Genomic DNA, 18,611 nt, shown 5'->3' on the forward strand with positions numbered 1-18,611 from the left:
CGCCGACCCCGACCTGATCCCGGCGATCGAGGCCAACGCCCGGGTGCTGCTCGGCCCCCGTTACTACGGCCCGCCGAATTTCTCGATCCACAACCACGGACTCATGTCCAACCTCCAGTTGATGTACGCCGCAGACCTCATCAACCGGCCGGCATGGAGGCAGACCGCACGGACCCGAATGGTCAGCGAGTCATCGCAGTCGTTTTCCAACATCGGCACCTCCTGGGAGCAGTCGTCGATGTACCAGGAGGGCAACGCGACCCTGTGGGGATACGCGGCAGACGTACTCGATTCGCAGGCCGGCTACGAAGACGACGCGGCCCAGATCCGCACCATCGTCGGCAGGGCGTGGGCGGTGTATTCGTGGATGACGGAGCCCGACGGTGGCATCGTCCAGATCGGCGACGCGGACGAGCAGCCCGGCCGTCCCGCGCCCGCGTCGTGGGCGGACCGGGTGTTGCGGGACGATCAGGCCGGCTGGCTGATCGGCCGCTGGTCGTGGAGTGACCCGGCCACGAACTACTACACGGTCCGCTACGGACCGGGCCGGCGGGCGCACGGCCAGCACGACCGCGCCGGCGGCGTCACCTGGAGTACCCAGGGGGTGCGGGTGCTGGTCGGCCCGGGTCGCTTCGCATACGACTCGACCAGCCCGTACCACGCCTACCAGATCAGCCCGCAGAGCCACAATGTCGCGATCCCCGACGGTCGTACCGTCTCCGGCTCGGCGTACGCGTCGATCACCAGCTCGAAGGTGCAGGGACCGGCACACGCCTGGAACCTCGGCGACACCGTCTACGGCATCGCCCACACCCGCAACGTCAACATCAACCGCGATCTCAACCAGATGATCGCCACCGACAACTTTCCGGCCGCGTCGCTGTGGCGGCAGCATTGGCACCTCGACCCCGACTGGCAGCTCACCTCCGGCGGCGCCAACAGCACCCGGTTGACGTTCGCGCACCCGTCCGGGCGCACACTGACGATCACCACCACCGGCCGGGTCTCGTCGGTGACGCTGGGCCAGACCCGCCCGCCGGCCGGCTGGCACTTCCCGAAGTTCGGACTGCGGGAGTGGGCGCCGGAGATCGTGATCCGATCGTACGGGCGGGCCAACACCACCACGTTCGTCCTGGCCTGATCCGGGCTCTCGGGCCGGGGGCGCAGGCCGCCGGCCCGAGGGCACCCACCTTGTCCGACCCTGAACGAAGGCTGGCGTCGGCTTGTCGTCCAGCACGTACAGCGGGTCCGTGGTCGCCAGCGGCGGCCAGGGGTGGGAGCGCAAGGAAGGGCAACCGCGCTCCCACCCCGACAGCAGCCCCCGGCCGCTACACCGCCGGCTTGGCCGATCGCCACCACGGCTGAACCATCACCGCGATCCCGGTTGACGCTTGACGGAGACACTGATGTCCGTTAAACCGTGTGGGAAGACTCCCATTGGTCGATGGAGGACAACGTGGCCCCACGCCGCATCGCCGTCACGGTGCTCACCGCCGGTCTGCTCCTCGGCGGTGGTGCCGCTCCGGCACATGCCGCCGCGCCGCCGGAGGTAACGAAGGGGCCCTGCCAGTACACCGAGACTCCGGACGAGCCTGCGGCGCGACCGGTCCCGCTGCCGCGCGATCCCCGGCACACGCCGGACCGAGGTACGGTGACGACCACTTTGATCACCAACCTCGGCCTCATCCCGCTGACCCTCGACCGCGCGCAGGCGCCGTGCACCGTGCAGAGCTTCCTGCACCTGGTAAGAAACAGGTTCTACAACCGGACCATCTGCCACCGGCTCACCACCTACCCGACGCTGAAGGTGCTGCAGTGCGGCGACCCATCGGGTACGGGTGAGGGCGGCCCTGGATACCGGTACAAGGACGAGCTGCCGACGGACCTGCCGCCCGCGCCCACCGACCCGACCGGCGAGCGGAAGGTCTACGCCCGCGGGGTGCTCGCCATGGCCAACGCCGGGCCGGACACCAACGGCAGCCAGTTCTTTCTGGTTTTCGCCGACTCGGCGCTGCGACCGAACTACACGATCTTCGGCAGCGTGCGGCCGCTCGGTCTGCGTACCCTCGACCGGATCGCCGCGGGCGGCGTGGCGCCGACGGCCGAGGATCCGGCCCCGGTCGATGGCGCCCCCGCCCTGCGCACGGAAATCTGCCTGGCGATCTAGTAGTACTTTGTCCCACTCTCAGGTGAATGGCCGTCAATGTTTGGCTTCTCGCTCATCTGTGGGGTACGGATCCTGTCGGGTCGAAAACCTTGTCCGTCCTGGTCACTGTCCCTCTGAGCATTGAGGCCGGACGCACCGGGACCGGGACCGGGGCGGGAAATCCGATTGATGCCGTACCGGGACCGGGGCGGCAGTCCGCCCCACCGGGACCCGTCAGGCCGGATCCGCGGCCCGTAGCCGTGGCCACCGCTGCTCGGTCCAGGCCCGCAACAGCCACTCCATCGGTCCATACTGGAACCGGGCCATCCACGCCGCGCTTGCGGCGAGCTGCACACAGTAGATCGCGACCGCGATGAGTACGACGACCGGGGGTGCGACGGCGCCGGCGAGGCCCAGCCCGACGCCGGTGAACACCAGCACGCAGAGCAGCGATTGACCCAGGTAGTTCGACAGGGACATCCGTCCGGCCGGCGCGAGCACGGCGACGACCCGCCGTCCCCGGTCGGTCTGGAAGAACTGGAGCAGGGTGGCGGCGTACGCGGCCGCGAGCAGCGGCGCGGTGAGCACGCCCGCCGCCAACCCGGTCAGGTTGGCGGTGCCCCCACCCGATGCGAAGATCACCGCACCGGCCAGGCCGACCGGATAGCCCAACTGCTGCGCCCGGCGCAGGAGCTGCCGGTTCCCGACGACGTCGGTGAGTAGCCGGCGCCGCCCGGCCGCGTAACCGAAGAGGAAGGCCGAGAGGGCGAGCGGCCCCTGCACGAGGAGCGCGCCGAACATCCCCGGCAGCTGGCGTACGTGCTCGGCGATCACCGAGCCGATCCCGCCCTGTAGTGCCTCGGTGGACCGCTGCCCCGCCGCGAGTGCCGCCGCCGGATCGGTGACCAGCTGGGTCCCGCCCGTGGCGGCGAGCGCGAGGACGAAGCCGATCACGCCGGTCAGCAGTACGGCGGTGCGTAGCGCGGTCCCGACGCCGACTCCCCGCATGGCGAGCAGGACCAGGCCGAGCAGTGCGTACGTGGTCAGGATGTCGCCCTGGAACAGCAGCACCGCGTGCAGGATGCCGAGCACGAAGAGCCCGGCCATCCGTCGCCGGAACCGTGGGGCGAGGTCGACGCCGCGCCGCGCGGCGGAATCGAGCTGGAGCGTGAAGCTGTAGCCGAACAGAAAGGAGAAGAGCAGATACGCCTTCATCGCGAGGAGCGCCTCGACCAGCCACACGACCGCCTTGTCGCCCCACGAGTCGTGCGCGGGATCCGGAACCAGATGGAAGGAATAGCCGGAGGCGAAGAAGGCGATGTTGACGACCAGGATGAGGAGCAACGCCACGGCGCGCAACGCGTCGACGTCGACGATCCGGGGAAGCGTCCCTAACGACGCTCTATTTTCGACGGGCGGGTCTTTGATGGAGAAATTCACGTGACCACCTCCGGAACGGACAGGAATCGTGTTCGAAGACTTTCCTGCGACCCTATGAAGCGGTCTGTCCAGACGACAGCCGGTGAGCGGGAAGATCGCCGGTGGGGCAGGCCCTACCCGGCTCTCGCAAGGTAGCGGTATGCCCGTCCCAGGTGACTCCAAGGAGTTGTAGGGATCGATGCGGTTGGCGGCTGTTGCTGTGTAGAGCTTTGGCGATGGAGGTGATACCGGCCAGGCGGCGCAGGCTGATCGCGGTGTTGCGTAGGGTGGCCAGGGCGCGGGTGCGTTGCCGGTTCGGACGCGGACAGTGTCTTCGCGGTAGGTGGTGTCGCGGGTGATGTAGGACTTCGCCGGCTCGCGCTGGGTGTGTAACGCGTCCGCGGTGACCACGGCACCGGCCAGGTCCATGGTGGTCAACAGCGGCGCGAAGCGGGTGGTCTCGTTCGTCTTTTCGTCGAGGTCGAGCCCGCAAGACTAGGACAAAGCGCCATACCGTTGGCGCTGTCAAGCGTCTGATCGCCAACCCTTGGCTCATCCGACCCCTGTGACGGAAAGATCTGCGCCATCGAGGACGCGGGATGGCTATGCAACGGTGCCTCCCCGCTCTCCCCGCCCCGCGTCACCCGGACGACGGTGTCAGAAGTCACCCACATCGTTGCGCCACCTACGGCCACTGCGGCCGATCAGGCGCTCGGCGTCGGTCGGACCCCACGAGGCGGCCTCGTAGGTAGGGATCGGGGAACGGTCCTTGGCCCAGTGTTCGATGATCGGGTCCACGATCCGCCAGCACTGCTCGACCTCGTCGGTACGGATGAACAGCGTCGGGTCGCCCAGCAGCGCGTCGAGCAGCAGCCGCTCGTACGCCTCCGGGGACTCCTCGCGGAACGTCTTGTCGTACGAGAAGTCCATACTCGCCGTGCGTACCCGGAACGAGTGGCCGGGTACCTTCGCGCCGAAGCGCAGCGAGATGCCCTCGTTGGGCTGGATACGCAGGATCAGCGCGTCGGCGTCCAGCTCGGTGAGCTGGTCGGTCGGGATCGGCAGATGCGGGGGCCGCTGGAACTGCAACGCGACCTCGGTGACCCGGGCCGGCAGCCGCTTACCGGTACGCACGTAGAACGGCACCCCGGCCCAGCGCCAGTTGTCGACGTTGAGCCGCATCGCCGCGTACGTCTCCGTTCGCGACAACGGGTCGACACCGGGCTCGTCACGGTAGCCGGCCATCAGATCGTCGCGGGTACCGCCGCGGGTGTACTGACCACGAACGGCCAGGTCGGCGATGTCCCGATCGGTGGGCAGCCGGATCGCCTGGAGCAACTTCACCTTCTCGTTGCGCAGCCCCTCCGCGTCGAACGAGGCCGGCGGCTCCATCAGCGAGAGCGCGAGCACCTGGAGCACGTGGTTCTGCACGATGTCACGCATCGCCCCGGCGCTCTCGTAGAAGCCGCCGCGGGTGCCGACACCGAGCGTCTCCGCAACGGTGATCTGCACGTGGTCGACCCAGCTACGGTCCCAGATCGGCTGGAAGATCGAGTTGGCGAAGCGCAGCGCGATCACGTTCTGGACGGTGTCCTTGCCCAGGTAGTGGTCGATCCGGAAGACCTGCGACTCGTCGAAGCTGGAGTGCACGATCGCGTCCAGCTCACGGGCGGTAGCGAGGTCGCGACCGTACGGCTTCTCGATCACCAGTCGGGCGAACGAGCCCTCCCGGGCGCGGTTCAGGCCGGCACCGGCGAGACCGTTGATGACCGGCTCGAACGCCTCGGCGGGAGTCGACAGGTAGAACAGGCGGTTGCCGGCGGTTCCGCGCTCGGCGTCGAGTTGGTCGAGCGTCTCGGCGAGGCGCTTGTAGGTGTCCGGATCGTCGTAGCCACCGGATACGTACCTGATCCCGCTCTCAAGTTGCGGATAGTCGCGCAGGCCGTGGCCGTTGAGGGCGGAGCCGGCGAACTGCTCGTCACTCATCGCCGTACGCGCGACGCCGACCAGCGCGAACTCGCGCGGCAGCCGGCGGTGGCGAGCGAGGCTGGCCACCGCGGGGATCAGCTTGCGGCGGGTGAGGTCACCCGACGCGCCGAAGATCACCAAGGTGGCTGGTGGGGCGTTGCGCTCGGACGTGATCTGAGGGGCGTTGTCCATGGTCTCGAGTCCTCCAATCGCGCGGTGCCGGTCGACCCGCGCGAGTGTCTGAGTGTCGCTGAGAGGCGCTACCGAACACGCCGTCGACGGCTGTGGCGACGGTCACCGGCGCAGGGGCGATGCCAGTCGTACCACTCTTGCCGTCCCCACACAGCAAGCTTGCCAGCCGCTCGTGGGTGCCGGCCGGACAGGGGTCGGTCAGGCACCGGGAACCCCTCGGCGGGGCGCATTCGGCAACCTAACAATGGCAAAGCTCCCTCCCCCGGTGTCGGAGGGTGGTTCGGGGGTTGATGTCCGTTGTGGGTCAGGCTATGGGTTAGCGGCGCTGCTCACCGCGCTACGCGGGCGGTGCTGACGACCGGGAGATGACAGCAGATCAGGGCGGCCACGCGCAGTGACTCGAAGAGAGGACCGCTGGCGCGGCGGGCACGCGCCGAGGCCAAGGCTGGCTCGCCGAAATTGAAGGAATCGATCTGGCTCTGCGATTCCTGGCCGACAAACAGCAGCAAGTCATCCGGCTGAGCCAGGTTGCCGGCACTGTCGGTCCCGGCATTCCCGGCATCCGACCGCCTTCGCCCTGGAATGGCGGCTCGTAGGGATCCGCCCGTTTTCGGGGTTTGGCTGAGTACGGCCAGGTGCCCTGGTCGTGGTCCTGCGTGGACGGTGGAATGGGGCCGATGGTTAATCGGCCGGGCCGGGCCGTGAGGCAGACGTCCTTGGTTCGCATCCTGACGCCCCTGATCGCTAGGCTCTGGCGATGAGCCCTGTCAACCGCACGTTGAGTGCTGCCGTGATCGCGGCACTGAAATACCGGCCCGGCTCGTTTGTCCCTGGGCGGAAGTTCCCGCAGAAGCCAGTGGATCTCACCGTCCTGCCCCCCTTCTTCAACGACCTGTTACAGGACCTTCCGTGGTGGAATCGCGATTGGAAGGTCACCCACGTTGAGCCCGCTCGCCCATACGAGGTCGCGAGCCAACACGATCGCTCGATGACGAGGTTCACGGAGGTTTCCGTGCCAGGCATCATCAGCACCGACAGCGGTGACGCCCTGCCCTTCTTCGGAAAGGTCAGGATCGTAGGCAACCAGATGATCCGATTCCAAGCCAAGATCGGCGATATGGTTCTTGGTCCTGCACAAGCGCCAGCCGGGCAACCAGAACCTCATCCCTTCGGCATGGTTTTCAGTAGGCTCATGGACCTCCGGGAGATCTCTGTCCGAGACGCGGCGATCCACAGTGAGCGGTCCATGTCGACGATCAACGTTCTCCGCTCCGGCCATTTGAATCCACATCCGATTCTTGTCAAGGAAATCGCCGCGGTCCTGAACATGTCCGAAGACGATGTTGCGGCGATCGCGGGACTCGACGACCAGATCGGCTAATGCCTCAATGCTGCACCGGCTCACGGCCCAGCACCTGCCGCCGCCAGCGGGCTCGCAGGCCAGCCGATCCGCTACCACACCCTCAGCAGGCGGCAGCGCCAACTCGGCTTCCCCCTCATCGCCGCCCGCGTTTCCGCACTCCGCCGACTCGTCCTGCAAGCACTCGCGCCGGTCATCGCCGGGGCCCTCGGCTTCCACCAGACCACCGTCACCCGGCAGGGCGGTGATCGAGTCGCCGGCGGCGGTGTTCGCGCAGGATGGCGATGGCATGCTTCGCCAAAGCGACCGCACGGCGGCCGGCGGCGTTCTTCGGGAGGCCGCGGCGACGCCGTGGCAGGTGGTCGGACGAGGCCGGCGGACGGATCCCGCCATGCTCACAGTCAGACGAGGCCGGCGTCGTGGGCGAGGAGCGCCATCTGGGTACGGTTGTCGAGGTCGAGCTTGGTCAGGATGTGCGAGACATGAGTCTTCACGGTGGCCAGGGTCATGTCGAGCGCGGCGGCTACCTCGGCGTTGTTGCGGCCCTGACCGATCGCCACCACGACGTCGCGCTCGCGCGGGCTGAGCGCCGCGAGGGTGGCCTTGGCCCGGGCGTACGCCCCGGCCTGGACGGCGGCCCGGTCCATCAGCCGGCGGGTGATCCGCGGGGACAGGATCGGCTCACCGGACGCGACCTGCCGGACCGCCTCGGCGATCCGGGCCGGCGGGGTGTCCTTGAGTAGGAAGCCGCTGGCTCCGGCACGCAGCGCGTGCAGGATGTTCTCGTCGGTATCGAACGTGGTCAGCACGATGACCTCCGGCGGCCGTTGGCGCGCCCGCAGGCGGCGGGTGGCGGTTATGCCGTCGATCCGGGGCATGCGGAGGTCCATCAGCACGACGTCGGGGGCGTGCGCGTCGGCTGCGGCCGGCACCTGGTCGCCGTCGGCGGCCTCGCCAACCACCGCGATGCCCGGGGCGCCGTCGAGCATCATCGTCAGCCCGGCGCGGACGAGCGCGTCGTCGTCGACGATGAGTACGCGTACCGGTGGGGTCACGCCGGCCATGGTATCGAGGCGTGCAGCCGGAACTCGCCGCTGACCACCTGGTGGTCGAGCCGCCCGCCGGCCAGGTGCACCCGCTCGGTGAGCCCGACCAGCCCGGCGCCCCCGGACCACCCGGGCGGCGCCGCGCGCTCCGGCGTCAGCGCGTTGCGGACGTCGATCTCCAGGCCCGCGCCGGGCCCGCCGCGCAGGGCGACCTGGACCGGCTGGCCGGCGGCGTGCTTGCGGGCATTGGTCAGGCCCTCCTGGATCACCCGGTACGCCGTTCGGGCCACCGAGGCAGGCGCCTCGGCCGGCTCGTCGACCGCCTCGCGCAGCAGCACCTCGGTGCCGGCGTTCCGGGACTCCTCGACCAGGCGCGGGACGTCGGCCAGCACCGGCTGCGGGCGGCTGCCCTCGCCGTTCGGCGGGTCGTCGTCGCGCAGCAGCGAGATCACCTCGCGCAGCTCGTCGAGCGCCTGGTGCACGCCGTCCCGGACGACTCCCGCGGCCCGGGACAGCTGCTCGGGTGAGGCGTCCGGACGGTACTCCATGGCGCCGGCGAAGGTGGCCAGCAGCGACAGGCGGTGGGCGAGGACGTCATGCATCTCCCGGGCGATCTTGCGGCGTTCCAGCATGCGCGCCTCGGCCACCCGGCGGCCCTGCTCCGCCTCGGCGCGGCGGGCCCGGTCGTGCAGTGAGCGGATCAACGCCTCGCGGGCCTGTGCCCAGGCACCCCAGCCGAGCAGCGCACCGTAGCCGATGGTGACCAGCGCCAGCCACCAGCCGTACGACATGCCGCCGTTGGACCGCCAGACGCCCCGGACCGCGTGCGCGGCGATCCCGGCCACCGCTACACCGATCGCCACCGGGGCGCGCCGACGCCGGGCCACCTGGAGCGCGCCGATCGTGGCCGGTGGGGTGGCCGCCGACGACACCGCGGCCAGCACGGTGAGCACGGCCGTGGTAGCGACCGGCCGCCACAGCATCAGCGGCGTCAGCAGCAGGCTCAGCGCGCCGGCCGCGAGGTCGAGCGCGAGCAGCGGGCCGGGCGGGCGGTCGATCCACCAGCCCAGGATCGTCAGCGCGATGAGCATGCCGGACGGGCCCACGAGCGCCGCTATGGCGGCGGTGCTGGGGCGGCGGTCGCAATCCTCCGACCCGAGGGAGAACCTGTTCACCCGGCGAGGCTAACCGGTGTGCGGCGAGCGCCGACTCCTTCCAAAGTTGGTGGTCGGGTTCTCCTAATCGGGCACCGGCGCAGCTAACGGCCGGATGTGCGCACCCGGCCCGGACCGCGACGCTCATCGGCATGACGAACGACATGCAGCAGTCCGAAACGACCAAGACCACCGCCCGGCGTACGGGCCGCGCGATCACCGTCGCCGCGGGAGCGGCCGGCGCTCTCCTCCTGTGGGTCGTCAACGATCCCTGGGCCGGCATCGACCTCACCGTCCGTCAGGGCGACGCCACCCAGCACATCGACCCGGTCGTCGTCGCGGCGGCCGCGCTGGTCGCCGGCCTGGCCGCCTGGGGCTTGCTCGCGCTGCTGGAACGTACCGTCCGCCGACCGGCCCGGACGTTCCGGATCGTCGCGCTGATCGTGCTGGTGCTCTCGCTCGCCGGCCCGCTGGGCAGCGGCGTCGGTACCAGCAGCCGGCTGGTGCTGCTCGCCATGCACCTGACCGTCGGCGCGGCGCTGATCATCGGGCTGCCCGGCCGACGGAACCACCGGGGATGCCGGTAAGAATCGCGTCACGAGCCCCAAACGAGCCGAATCGGGCCGGTGGGTGACAGGTCACCGGCCTCAGAGACCGACGAAATCGCGACCAAGCTCAGCCCGTTACTGCCACGTCTGTGACTCATCTCTGGAGATCTCGTGCCCGCTGGTTATGGGTTCACCGTGGCGCTTCTGGCCTGTTGCACCTACTTCGCCGTTGTCGCGCCGCGCCGGCCCCGACCGCTGGCGAGCATGAGCTTCTGGTTCGGCCTGACCCTCAACGAGGTGCCGTTCCTGGGCATCTTGGCCCTGCTTGCCGCCACGGCACTGGCCGCCGCCCAGGGCGATCTGGAGTCACCGGGCGCCAAGGTGACGGCAGCGGTGGCGGCCGTCACCTCCGCCGGGCTGGCCGTCTCCGCCTGGCGGGGCGTGCGGACCGATCGGGTGGTCGGGCAGGCCCTTGACCAGGGGCTGGGGGCCGACTGGCGGGATCGTGTGCGCGTACCGCTGCGCCGCCGTCGGCCCTGGGCCCGTATCCTGCTGCTACCGGGCCTCATGCGGCGGCGTGACGTGGAGCGGATCCCCAACATCAGCTACGGGGACGCCGGGCGACGGAATCTCCTCGACATCTACCGCCGCCGCGACGCGCCGCAGAACGCGCCGGTCCTGATCTACTTCCACGGTCAAGAAGGTCATCGCCTGGGTCCGCGAGCAGGCCTCCGAGTACGGCGCCGATCCGTCGAGGCTGTTCGTGGCGGGCAGCTCCGCCGGCTCCAACCTGGCGGCCCTGTGCGCGCTCACGCCGAACGACCCGATGTTCCAGCCCGGATTCGAGTCGGCCGACACCTCGATCACCGCCGCGATCTGCCTCTACGGCTACTACGGCCACTATTTCGGCGAGACGCCCGACCAGGCGCCGTCCCCGAATCAACCGTGGGCGTACCTGCACCCCGGTGCGCCGCCGTTCCTCATCGCCCACGGCACCAAGGACGCCCTGGCGACCGTCGAGGCCGCCCGGAACTTCGCCGGCCGGCTGCGCGACACCTCCTGCAACCCCGTGGTCTACGCCGAACTGCCCGGCGGGCAGCACTCGTTCGACCTCTTCCACTCCCCGCGTTTCGAGGCGGTCGTGGACGGCGTCGAAGCCTTTGCCGCCTGGGTCCTCGCCGCCCCGCAGCGCACCCCCGACTCGGTCCGCTAGTGGCGTGTCCCACCCCGAACTCCTGAATCTCGGAGCCGACGCCGAGATCCTCGCACCCCAGGACCTGCGCGAACGGCGGCCCGGGTCAGCCCGTCACGATGTCTCGGACCACTGCCACCGGGGGACCTCGCGCAGCGGGTGGAGCTGCTCGTCGGTCTCGGCATGGGAGTTCTGCTTCGCCACCTGTGAACCAAACTCGACGTGTGACCGCAGAGCATCCCGGAACGCCTCGTCGGCGGGCAGGCCGGCGGCGTCCGCGGCCGCGAGGTACAACGCGACGAAGCGCTCGCGCTGTTCTTCACTGATCCGCAGCCCCCGATGTGCCGCGATCAGACCAGCAAAACCGCCCATCTCCCGGGTGAAGACGTCCGGGCCGCCGAAGCTCTCCCCGGTGAACGCGGTGAGGTGGGCAACATGCTCGGGTCGGCCGGCCCCGAACAGTGGTTGCAGCAGCGGGTCGGCGAGCACGCTGCGGTAGAACAGGTCAGTGAACCGGTGCAGGGCTTCCTCGCCACCGGCATGCTGGTACAGGGTCGTCATGGGCTGTCCGCCTGTCTGCTGTCGTACGGAGGGGGGACCCGATGCCGGCGGTCAACCGGCCAGGCCGTTACGGAGGGCGTACGTGACCGCCTGCGTGCGATCCCGAACTCCGATCTTCGCGAACGCGTGGTGCACGTGGGTATTGACAGTGGACTCGCTTACCACGAACTGGGCCGCGTTCTTGACGTTGGACAATCCTACGGCGCTCAGCGGACTGACCAGGTTCTTCAACGGGCTCTAAGGTGAGCCCATGTCTGCCACAGTGAGTTCCACGAAGACCCGAGCTGCGCTGCGGACCTCGGCGCACATCTCGCTGCAGATGTTGCTGGTCTTGCTGATGACATGGGTGGCTCTGTGGCTGCTTGGCCGGGCATGGTCGGTGGTCTGGCCGCTGGTGGTCGCCCTGCTCCTCACGACGTTGACCTGGCCCATGGCCCGCTTCCTACGACGGCACGGGTGGCGTCCCGCCCTGGCCGCGTCGGTCGTGACCGTCCTGTTCCTTCTGATCGCCGCGGGTACCGTGGTGCTGATCGCGGTGCCGGTGGCTTCGCAGTCCGGCGAACTGGTCACCGGCGTGACCGAAGGTATCCGGCAGATGCGGGAGTGGGCGGCCGGCCCGCCGCTGAACATCGGTGACGATCAGGTCACCGAGGCCTTCGACTCCGCGATCGCTCGCATCCAGGACAGCGTCGGCAGCATCATCACCGCCACCCTCTCCGGGGTGGGAACCCTGGTCAACGGAGTGGTCACCACCGTCCTGGCGTTGTTTCTCATGTTCTTCTTCCTCAAGGACGGTCCGAGGTTCCTGCCGTGGCTGACCCGGCAGCTGCCCGGCCGGCTCGCTGTCGACGTTCCAGTGGTTGCGGAGCGTGGTTGGGACGCACTCGGCGCGTTCGTACGGTCCCAGGCGTTCGTCGGCCTGCTGGACGCGGTCTTCATCGGCCTCGGCCTGTGGATCGTCGGCGTGCCGCTGGTGCTGCCACTGGCGGTGCTGACCTTCGTATCGGCGTTCGTGCCGATCGTGGGCGCCCTGTTCGCCGGCTTCGTCGCGGTGCTCATCACGCTGGTGTCGAACGGCCCGACCGATGCGCTGATCGTGCTGGCGATCATCGTCGCGGTCCAGCAGCTTGAGGGGAACGTGTTCCAACCCATCGTGCAGAGCCGCGGCCTCGGCCTGCACGCGGCGGTTGTCCTGCTGGCGGTGACACTCGGCGGCAGCCTGGCGGGCATCGTGGGAAGCCTGCTCGCCGTGCCGGTCGCCGCACTGGTCGCGGTGGTGTGGAACTACGTGCGGGAGCAGCTCAGCGATCCGCCCCAGGAGCCGGACATCGAGGAAGTCGAGGAGACGGCTGCGAACGGCGGGGACACGAAGACGACGTAGTCGACGGCGGCGCCGAAGTCACCGAGTACTCGCGCCGCGCTGAGGCGCTGTTGCGCTGCTCGCCCGCAAAGGCCTGATCAGGCGCTGTTCGGTTCGAGCGTCTTGGCCGGCGCGCGACCCGTACGCATGGTCTGGAAGTGCCTGCGTCCGCCGTTGACGGTGCCGGAACAGGCAGGTTGGACGTGTCGGTCAGCCGGCGAGCTGGTCGCGGCGGCGGGTGAGGTAGGCCCGCTCCGCAGGGTTGCCGGCGAGACCGATGGCCCGGTCGTATGCCGCCCGCGACTCGCCGCCGCGCCCGAGTCGCCGCAGCAGGTCGGCGCGCGCGGCGTGGAAGGCGTGGTAGCCGTCGAGGACCTCGGCGAGCCGGTCGATTTCGGCAAGCCCGGCCCCGGAGCCGTCGACCTCGGCGACCGCGACCGCGCGGTTTAGTCGCACGATCGGCGAGGGGTCGATCAGCACCATGCGACTGTAGAGGGCGACGATCGCGGACCAGTTGGTGTCTCGGGCGGACGGGGCCTGCGTGTGGACCGCGTTGATCGCGGCCTGCATCTGGTAGCGCCCGGGTGGGCGACCGCCGGCCGCCACCGCCTCGATCCGCTCCCGAATCAGGGCGTTGCCCTCGGCGATGAGGGTGCGGTCCCATGCGCCGCGGTCCTGCTCGTCGAGCGTCACCAACTCTCCGCTGCGGGAAACGCGCGCCGGTCGCCGGGCGTCAGTGAAGAGCATCAAGGCAAGCAGTCCGGCTATCTCGCCGTCGTCCGGGAGGAGAGTCCGGAGCAGGCGGCCGAGGTGGATCGCCTGGTCGGTGAGGTCGACACGCACCGGGTCGTCCCCCTCGCCGGCCAGATAGCCCTCGTTGAAGATGAGGTAGACGACCGCGAGCACGCCGGCGAGCCGCTCGCGGATGTCGTCGGCCGAGGGTACCCGGTAGGGAATGTGTGCCGCCTTGATCTTCGCCTTGGCGCGGGTGATTCGTCGCGCCATCGTCGTCTCCTGCACCAGAAAGGCGCGGGCGATCTCGGGGACGGTGAGGCCACCGACCAAGCGCAGGGTGAGCGCCACCCGGGCCTCCATCGCGAGCGCCGGATGGCAGCAGGTGAAGACCAGTCTGAGCCGGTCGTCCTCGACCGGGCCGGTCGGCTCGGGAGGGGTGTCGTCGTACACGATGCGGGCCGCCTGGTGCTTGGCGTCGCGCTGCGACTCGCGACGGAGCCAATCGATTGCCTTGCGGGTCGCGGTGGTGGCGAGCCAACCGCCAGGATTGGGCGGTACACCCTCGCGCGGCCACCGCTCCGCAGCCACCACGAACGCCTCGGCCGTCGCTTCCTCGGCGACGTCGAGGCCACCGAAACGGCGCGCGAGATCGGCGACCACCCGCGCCCACTCCTGGTGGTGGGCACGGGTAAGCGCCTGCTCGACGGTGGGACCGGTCACGGCTCCGGCAGCGTTCGTACGGTTTCCGCGGTTCGGAAGGGTCGCACCTCGACCGTGCCGCGGCACGCCTTCGACCCCTCCACGGCGAGCGCCAGTGCCACGTCGAGGTCGGCCGCCTCGATGACCCAGAAGCCGCCGAGGCACTCTTGCGTCTCCAGGTAGGGCCCGTCGGTGAAGGCCGGCTTCTCGCCCTGCCCGTCGACTGTAGTGGCGGTCGTCGCGGGCTCGAGCCCGCCGGCGAAGACGAAGTGACCGTCCCTCCGAAGCCTCCCGTTGAAGGCACCGGTGTCGGCGGGCGCCTGCGGCGCTGCCTCCTGGGAGGGGTAGGTGCCCGACTCGGTGCGCTCGGCCGTCCCGTGGACGGACAGCAGGTACCTGGGCACCGGGCTCACTTCTCCCCGGAGCCGTTACGCCGGGCCTGCCCGGGACCTCGGAACCGGTGCACCTCCTGCGGCCAGTCGAGCACGGTCGCGAGCCGGCCGGCCCAGTATCGCGCCGCCTCGTCGTCGGGAACGTCGACGACGGCGAAGCCACCGAGGTGCTCCTTGGTCTCGACGTACGGCCCGTCGGTGAAGACGGGCCTGCCGTCGACCGGCTCGACACCGCACACCGCGGTGGAGCGGTCGAGCCCGCCGTTGGTGAAGATCAGGACGTCCTCCGCCAGCATCTCCTCGATCACGGCCCGGGCGGCCGTACCCTTCTCGCGCAGTTCCTCCGCCGTATGCTCAGGCACCCATTCATCGTTGAAGGTGATCAGGTACTCCGTCATGGTCGTCTCCTCCTGGTCCCGACGTGAGGGCCTGTCCCGGCTCCTCGTGTCCGGCGGCCCGACCAGCCGCCGCACACAGATTCCACGAACGGCCGCGCCCTGATACGACACCATCCCGGAAATTTTTCTTGCAGGCGGCCCCCGGCGTAGTGACCGAGGAGTGTGCAGATCCGGCAGCCGCGATGAGAGCGATCCCACCGGTCACCTCGACCAGCCATGGCCCGGGCCACGGTCCTACCGCAACGGAACAAGTAACAGGGTTGAGTGCGTTGAGACCACCCTGCCTCCCTCTGGTGGGGAAGCCGAACTCAACTACGGGGGGAGGCGTTATCGTGCTGACCCGGCGATGGTACTGGTATGTCCGTTTTAAGGGGTTCTCGCTGGACGCACGGCGCCTTGGCATGGCTGCTCTTCTTCGTGATGTCCCACGTGGTCCTGGTGCTTTTTCCCGGTGATGATCCGACCGGTGACGGCCCCTGGGGCAGGACGGCCTACGTCGTCTTCAACGTCGTACTCATCTCGATGTCGGCCGTCGGGCAGCCGTTGTTGTGGCTACAGCCCGCCCGCGGGCTCAGTATCTCCCTCGGTGGGTGCTCCTGACGCCACTGTGGTTCGGGAGCGTCTTGCTCGTCGTCAGGGGCGTCCCAGGAGTGGCCGAGAACCTGCTGACGATCACGGGTATCCGTCGCGGCGGCTTCATGGGGACCCAGGACATCTCCACGAGCGAGTTCTGGACAGGGATCGGAATCAACACCTACTTCTTCGCCGGGGCGGTGTTGCTGGTTGCGACAACCGTTTCCTACGCTCGCCGATCCCGGGAAGGCTGGCAAGGAAGATCACTGGACCCGTCTCGGTGAGTCATCCTCAGTTGGCCGCCTGGCGGGTGATGGCACCGACTGTGACTATGACGCTGCCGGCGAACTTGCCGGCGGCGGGACAGCCGTTTCCCGAAAGCGGTCATGATGTGACAGCAGTCTTGCGGTACCAGAGCCCAGACAACCACAGCAGACATGGGAGTATCCGTGGATCAGTCGTATGACGCCGTCGCCGCATGGCGGGCCGCCGGCGAGGCCCGTGACGCCGCCGGTGCGGTCGCCGCCCTCAGCCCTGATGTCACTCTGGTCTCGCCGATCACCGAGCAGTTCACCTTCCAAGGCCACCGGCAAGTACGCACCTTGCTCGAAGTGGCCCTGGCCGCGATCGATGACATCACCTACACCGACCAGGTCGCCGAGGGCCGTACCGTGGCGCTCTTCTACGAGGCGCAGGTCGGCACGACGCGTCTCTACGAAGCTCAGCGGCTGCGCCTGGGCGCCGACGGTCTGATCAGCGACATCACCCTCTACGTCCGGCCCTTGCCGGCGCTCACGCTGCTGATGACTCGCCTCGGGCCCGACTTGGCCCGACGCAACGGACAGCCGGGCCTGGCCCGGCTGATCCCGCTCGCCAGCGGCGCGATGCACTCGATGGCCGCCACCGGTGAACAGAGAATCATGCCGAGAGTGGCACCCCGGTAGCAGTTCCTTCTGTCGGCGATCGCCGCCAATGACCTCCCACCGCCGATCGGAGACGCCCTCATCTGGCCGGGTTGCGGTCGCACCACCGGCCAACAGGTAGCCGCCGTCCGTGCGCGCAGGCAGACTGGGAGCCATCACGCCCGGTGTTCGGCATCGCGCCGGGTGCCCGGCATCCTGAGCAGCCGAGATCAGTGCATCGGCAGGGATGTCCTCCTCCACCACTGTGCCGTAGAAGTCCAGAAGCAAGCCCTTGACTATCCTGGCAGCTTCACCGAGGACCAGGCGCATGTCGATCACGGTCCGGTCATCGTCGGGCATCTCTGCCTTGAGCGGCCGATCAACCGTCATCTTCAGCGCCCCTGGGAATCAGTCAGTCACCTTGCGTGGCCATCAGGCCGGGCGCGCGGGACCCTGCCGGTAGCCGAATCTGCCGCCACCCGTCCGCGCCACCCAGCCCGGAGTCGTCACGCTCCATGGCCGGCCTCCGGCGTCGCCGGCGATCGTCCGACCCGCCGAGTCGAGTTGCCAGGCCCGCGATGAGGCAGCGTCCCGGTAGCCACCAGTGGAGATGCACCAGCGCCGTCGCACAAGGTCCACTCGGACGGTGGGCGCAACGGCAGCGACGCTGGAATCATCGATGCCATGCCTGACGTCCCACCCGCGTCGCCCCGTCCGCCGCTGCTATGGGAGCAGCACTGCTGCCTCCCCCTGTCGCCGCAAGCCGATGTCGACCAATTGGCCCGATACCTCCGGCCCGGTGGTAGCTACGTGTCGGTCAACGTCGGATACGCCCCGCACAGCACCGCGACCGTCCTGGGTCTGCTCGACGCCTTCCGACGGCGGGTAGCCGACGACAGCCGCTACCTGCTTGCCGACACCACCGGCGACATCGACCGGGCGCACGCCGGTGACCGGGTCGCGGTCGGCTTCGACCTCGAAGACGCCGGACCGTTGGAAGGACAACTCGACCGCGTCCAACTCTTCTACGACCTGGGTGTACGCACCCTGCTGCCTACCTACAACCAGCGCAACGCTGCCGGCTCTGGCTGCCTCGACCCCGTCGACGACGGCCTCACCGCCTACGGCCGGGCCCTGGTCCGAGAGATGAACGCGGTCGGGATGGTCGTCGACGGCTCCCACTGCGGGGCCCGCACCGGCCTTGACCTGTGCCGGACGTCTCGTCACCCGGTGATCTACAGCCACTCCTGCATGCGCGGGCTGTGGGAACACCCGCGCAATATCACCGATGATCAGGCCCGGGCTTGCGCCGACACCGGCGGAGTCATCGGCATCACCGGCGTGGGTATCTTCCTCGGCCCCAACGACGCCTCCATCGAAGCCCTGTGCCGGCACATCGATTACGCCGTCGACCTCGTCGGCCCCGATCACGTCGGCCTCGCCACAGACTTCTCGTTCGACCTCGATGACCTCAACCGCGCACTGGCCACGAACCCTCATCTCTTCCCCGACGTCTACACCCGCTGGGGACCGATCGAGTTCATGCCGCCGGAAGACCTGCTCAACGTCAGCACCGCGCTCCACGAGCGCGGTTACCCGGCCGACGCGATCCAAGCCATCGTCAGCGGCAACTTCCGTCGCATCGCCGAACAGGTATGGAAGACACCAGCGCACTAACCGCGGGCAGGCGAGGCTCCACAGATCTCGCCGACGTCGTCATACCAAGGCCTCCGTCGTCTTGGGGTCAGGCGACTTGTGCCACGCTGCTTCAAACCGGGCTACGAGGACTCAACACTCTGCTGATCATCAACCGCCCACGGCATCGACCACCTGGCCCGCCTGGTCAAACAACGACTACGGGCCCGCCAACAGCAGCCCGGCCCCCTCGCCTCGTTCCTCGCCCAGACCGGCACGACCCTCGGACCCTAACTGCCCTGGTAGACAGACTTCGGCCTTCAACCCCTGG

19 protein-coding genes and 1 pseudogene are annotated in these 18,611 nt (G+C 69.0%); 10 read left to right on the forward strand and 10 right to left on the reverse strand.

Annotation, left to right across the window (positions count from 1 at the left end; genetic code table 11):
* A partial coding sequence (locus ACFP2T_RS31190) for a hypothetical protein (protein ID WP_377428080.1) occupies positions 1–1,141 on the forward strand: 1,141 nt, incomplete at its 5' end.
* 303 nt (positions 1,142–1,444) lie between these two features.
* Positions 1,445–2,167, forward strand: a complete 723-nt coding sequence (locus ACFP2T_RS31195) for a peptidylprolyl isomerase (RefSeq protein WP_377428082.1) — start codon at positions 1,445–1,447, stop codon at positions 2,165–2,167.
* A 213-nt stretch (positions 2,168–2,380) separates the two neighbouring features.
* On the opposite strand, the gene ACFP2T_RS31200 is transcribed toward ACFP2T_RS31195, so the two are convergent.
* From ACFP2T_RS31200 to ACFP2T_RS31210, 3 genes are all read right to left on the reverse strand, one after another.
* The gene (locus ACFP2T_RS31200) at positions 2,381–3,586 is read right to left on the reverse strand and encodes a DUF418 domain-containing protein (protein WP_377428084.1); all 1,206 of its coding nucleotides are present in this window, start codon (positions 3,584–3,586) and stop codon (positions 2,381–2,383) included.
* A 636-nt stretch (positions 3,587–4,222) separates the two neighbouring features.
* The gene (gene zwf / locus ACFP2T_RS31205) at positions 4,223–5,725 is read right to left on the reverse strand and encodes a glucose-6-phosphate dehydrogenase (protein WP_377428086.1); all 1,503 of its coding nucleotides are present in this window, start codon (positions 5,723–5,725) and stop codon (positions 4,223–4,225) included.
* Positions 5,726–6,054: 329 nt separating this feature from the next.
* Positions 6,055–6,234, reverse strand: coding sequence for a hypothetical protein (locus tag ACFP2T_RS31210; protein ID WP_377428087.1), 180 nt, complete (start codon positions 6,232–6,234; stop codon positions 6,055–6,057).
* A 248-nt stretch (positions 6,235–6,482) separates the two neighbouring features.
* On the opposite strand from ACFP2T_RS31210, the gene ACFP2T_RS31215 reads away from it, so the two are divergent.
* Positions 6,483–7,106, forward strand: coding sequence for a hypothetical protein (locus tag ACFP2T_RS31215; RefSeq protein WP_377428089.1), 624 nt, complete (start codon positions 6,483–6,485; stop codon positions 7,104–7,106).
* A gap of 380 nt (positions 7,107–7,486) precedes the next feature.
* On the opposite strand, the gene ACFP2T_RS31220 is transcribed toward ACFP2T_RS31215, so the two are convergent.
* A complete protein-coding gene (locus tag ACFP2T_RS31220) occupies positions 7,487–8,149 on the reverse strand; it encodes a response regulator (protein ID WP_377428091.1) in 663 nt (220 codons plus the stop codon).
* Positions 8,137–9,306, reverse strand: a complete 1,170-nt coding sequence (locus ACFP2T_RS31225; RefSeq protein WP_377428093.1) for a sensor histidine kinase — start codon at positions 9,304–9,306, stop codon at positions 8,137–8,139. The genes ACFP2T_RS31220 and ACFP2T_RS31225 overlap by 13 nt, the downstream gene beginning before the upstream one ends.
* A 131-nt stretch (positions 9,307–9,437) precedes the next feature.
* Here ACFP2T_RS31225 and ACFP2T_RS31230 point away from each other — a divergent pair, with 131 nt between their 5' ends.
* A complete protein-coding gene (locus tag ACFP2T_RS31230) occupies positions 9,438–9,872 on the forward strand; it encodes a DUF6069 family protein (protein ID WP_377428094.1) in 435 nt (144 codons plus the stop codon).
* A 661-nt stretch (positions 9,873–10,533) separates the two neighbouring features.
* Positions 10,534–11,046 (forward strand): annotated as a pseudogene (locus tag ACFP2T_RS31235) (alpha/beta hydrolase); the annotation flags it as partial.
* A 93-nt stretch (positions 11,047–11,139) separates the two neighbouring features.
* Here the strand turns inward: ACFP2T_RS31235 and ACFP2T_RS31240 are convergent.
* The gene (locus tag ACFP2T_RS31240; RefSeq protein WP_377428096.1) at positions 11,140–11,586 is read right to left on the reverse strand and encodes a group II truncated hemoglobin; all 447 of its coding nucleotides are present in this window, start codon (positions 11,584–11,586) and stop codon (positions 11,140–11,142) included.
* Between the two features lie 51 nt (positions 11,587–11,637).
* Complete coding sequence (locus tag ACFP2T_RS31245; protein ID WP_377428098.1) at positions 11,638–11,817, reverse strand: response regulator transcription factor; 180 nt, start codon at positions 11,815–11,817, stop codon at positions 11,638–11,640.
* 19 nt (positions 11,818–11,836) lie between these two features.
* On the opposite strand from ACFP2T_RS31245, the gene ACFP2T_RS31250 reads away from it, so the two are divergent.
* Complete coding sequence (locus tag ACFP2T_RS31250) at positions 11,837–12,967, forward strand: AI-2E family transporter (protein WP_377428100.1); 1,131 nt, start codon at positions 11,837–11,839, stop codon at positions 12,965–12,967.
* 189 nt (positions 12,968–13,156) lie between these two features.
* Here ACFP2T_RS31250 and ACFP2T_RS31255 read toward each other — a convergent pair whose 3' ends face one another.
* From ACFP2T_RS31255 to ACFP2T_RS31265, 3 genes are read right to left on the reverse strand one after another with little or no spacing between them, the layout of a single operon-like run.
* Positions 13,157–14,401 carry an RNA polymerase sigma factor gene (locus ACFP2T_RS31255; RefSeq protein ID WP_377428102.1) on the reverse strand — a complete coding sequence of 415 codons (1,245 nt, stop codon included), beginning with the start codon at positions 14,399–14,401 and terminating at the stop codon, positions 13,157–13,159.
* A complete protein-coding gene (locus ACFP2T_RS31260) occupies positions 14,398–14,784 on the reverse strand; it encodes a YciI family protein (RefSeq protein WP_377428104.1) in 387 nt (128 codons plus the stop codon). Before ACFP2T_RS31260 ends, ACFP2T_RS31255 begins: the two co-directional genes overlap by 4 nt.
* Before the next feature lie 5 nt (positions 14,785–14,789).
* Positions 14,790–15,170 carry a YciI family protein gene (locus tag ACFP2T_RS31265; RefSeq protein WP_377428106.1) on the reverse strand — a complete coding sequence of 127 codons (381 nt, stop codon included), beginning with the start codon at positions 15,168–15,170 and terminating at the stop codon, positions 14,790–14,792.
* 396 nt (positions 15,171–15,566) lie between these two features.
* On the opposite strand from ACFP2T_RS31265, the gene ACFP2T_RS31270 reads away from it, so the two are divergent.
* The 4 genes from ACFP2T_RS31270 to ACFP2T_RS31285 all read left to right on the forward strand — a co-directional run bounded on the left by ACFP2T_RS31270 (position 15,567) and on the right by ACFP2T_RS31285 (position 18,322).
* Positions 15,567–15,770 (forward strand): hypothetical protein, encoded by a 204-nt coding sequence (locus tag ACFP2T_RS31270; protein ID WP_377428108.1) that lies wholly within the window; start codon positions 15,567–15,569, stop codon positions 15,768–15,770.
* A gap of 50 nt (positions 15,771–15,820) precedes the next feature.
* Positions 15,821–16,027 carry a hypothetical protein gene (locus ACFP2T_RS31275; RefSeq protein ID WP_377428110.1) on the forward strand — a complete coding sequence of 69 codons (207 nt, stop codon included), beginning with the start codon at positions 15,821–15,823 and terminating at the stop codon, positions 16,025–16,027.
* A 165-nt stretch (positions 16,028–16,192) separates the two neighbouring features.
* On the forward strand, positions 16,193–16,687 hold the full coding sequence (locus ACFP2T_RS31280) for a nuclear transport factor 2 family protein (protein WP_377428112.1): 495 nt from the start codon (positions 16,193–16,195) through the stop codon (positions 16,685–16,687).
* A gap of 642 nt (positions 16,688–17,329) precedes the next feature.
* A complete protein-coding gene (locus ACFP2T_RS31285) occupies positions 17,330–18,322 on the forward strand; it encodes a dipeptidase (protein WP_377428113.1) in 993 nt (330 codons plus the stop codon).
* Positions 18,323–18,611 lie beyond the last annotated feature (289 nt).

Source organism: Plantactinospora solaniradicis, assembly GCF_042658085.1.
GTDB lineage: Bacteria > Actinomycetota > Actinomycetes > Mycobacteriales > Micromonosporaceae > Plantactinospora > Plantactinospora solaniradicis.